Raw genomic sequence first — 1,504 nt, 5'->3', positions numbered from 1 at the left:
GATCAAGTCCTTTTTTATGTGTAAATTCATCTCAGCTGGAATAGGGCGTTAGTTTTGGTAAATAGATGTCACTTTCGATTTTTGATTCTGTTTTTGGAGCTTCTGTGCCTTCCACTCCGCATAATTTGTCATGTCCAAATAACGGCGGCCCTCCAGCCATTTTTCATTCATTTCCATGAGGACAGAACCCATGAGGCGGATCACAGACTCCCGGTTGGGGAATATCCGGATGACGCGCTCCCTGCGGCGGAATTCCTCATTCAGGCGCTCCATCCCGTTGGTCGTGCGCAGACGGTGCCTGTAGGCTTCAGGAAAGGGAAGCACAGCCGTCACGTCATCGAACGCTGCTTCAACAAGCGCTGTCGCCTTCGGTGCTTTTTCTTGGTAAGTGTTCAGAAAACCTTGAAGCAGCGTGCGGGCCGTCGTGAGATCCGGTGCATGTAGAATAGCCTTAACCTGCTCGCCCCCCTCGCTTTTCAATGCTTTGGGCAGATGATCCCGGACGTTGCGTAGAAAGTGGGCCTGGCATCGCTGCCAGGTGGCTCCCTGAAAAGCCTTCTGCACGGCCGCCACAAGGCCTCCGTGATCATCGCTGACAACGACATCCACACCTTTCAATCCGCGCCCCTTCAGCCAGTCAAAATAGTTTTTCCAGGCCTCCGTGCTCTCACTGTCATCAATTTTCAAGCCGAGGATCGTCCGGTAGCCCTTCTCGTTAATGCCGTAGCTGATCAGGACACCACGTGAGCGGACCTGGCCGTCTTCACGCACCTTGGTATACACGGCGTCGACGAACAGGAAGGGGTAGCTGCCTTCAAGCGGACGGTTATTCCAACCGTTCACGACAGGATCCAATCGGCCACAAAGGCTTGAAACGGTCGTTTTGGAAAACTCGGTACCGCAGAGTTCCTCCGTGATCTGACTGACCCGGCGTGTGGATACACCGTTAATCACCATTTCCATCAGCGACAGGGCGAGTGCCTGTTCGCTGCGTTGATAACGGGCAAAGAGATCGGTTGAGAAATGCCCGTTCCGCAGCCTCGGGACGTTTAGCGACAGTTTGCCCACACGCGTTTTCAGATTTCGAGGATAGGTACCGTTTCGATAGTCTGTCCGCTCCTCGTTATGTTCGTACCGATCCGCTTTCACCTGTTCGCCAGCCTGTGCCTGCAGCACCTGATTGAGGATCGCCTCCAAAAGCGCGTCGACGCCGGATTCCTTAGAATCTCCAAGAAATAATTGATGCAGAAGTTGTTCATTTAGAGTAATCTGTAATTGAGCCATCCCTGAGTCTCTCCTTTAGAATTTGGTTTTAGACAACTCTATTCTAACTGAGATGATGGGCTCCGGCTCATTTTCTATGAAAAAAATGAGGGAGCAGAGAAGACGAATCCCGCTGTTTTTCCGGAGGGTGGGCCGGCCCACCCTCCGGAAAAACAGAACGCACGCCCGTCGATTCCTCTTATTCAGATAACCCTTTTTACACAATTATACGGTCTCAACT

General features: G+C 52.1%; 1 protein-coding gene. It reads right to left on the bottom strand.

Annotated features, from left to right (window positions below; translation table 11 throughout):
- Positions 1-48: 48 nt before the first annotated feature.
- Positions 49-1,284 (bottom strand): IS256 family transposase, encoded by a 1,236-nt coding sequence (locus BM003_RS17310; protein ID WP_093674866.1) that lies wholly within the window; start codon positions 1,282-1,284, stop codon positions 49-51.
- Positions 1,285-1,504 lie beyond the last annotated feature (220 nt).

Source organism: Sporolactobacillus nakayamae (assembly GCF_900113325.1).
Classification (GTDB): Bacteria; Bacillota; Bacilli; order Bacillales; family Sporolactobacillaceae; genus Sporolactobacillus; species Sporolactobacillus nakayamae.
The sequence above is the reverse complement of the archived record's forward strand: the minus strand, read 5'-3'. Positions and strand labels throughout refer to the sequence as shown.

Bases quoted from the DNA above. Each gene is read 5' to 3' on its own strand.
- BM003_RS17310 (WP_093674866.1), bottom strand. From the start codon at position 1,284: ATGGCTCAATTACAGATTACTCTAAATGAACAACTTCTGCATCAATTA.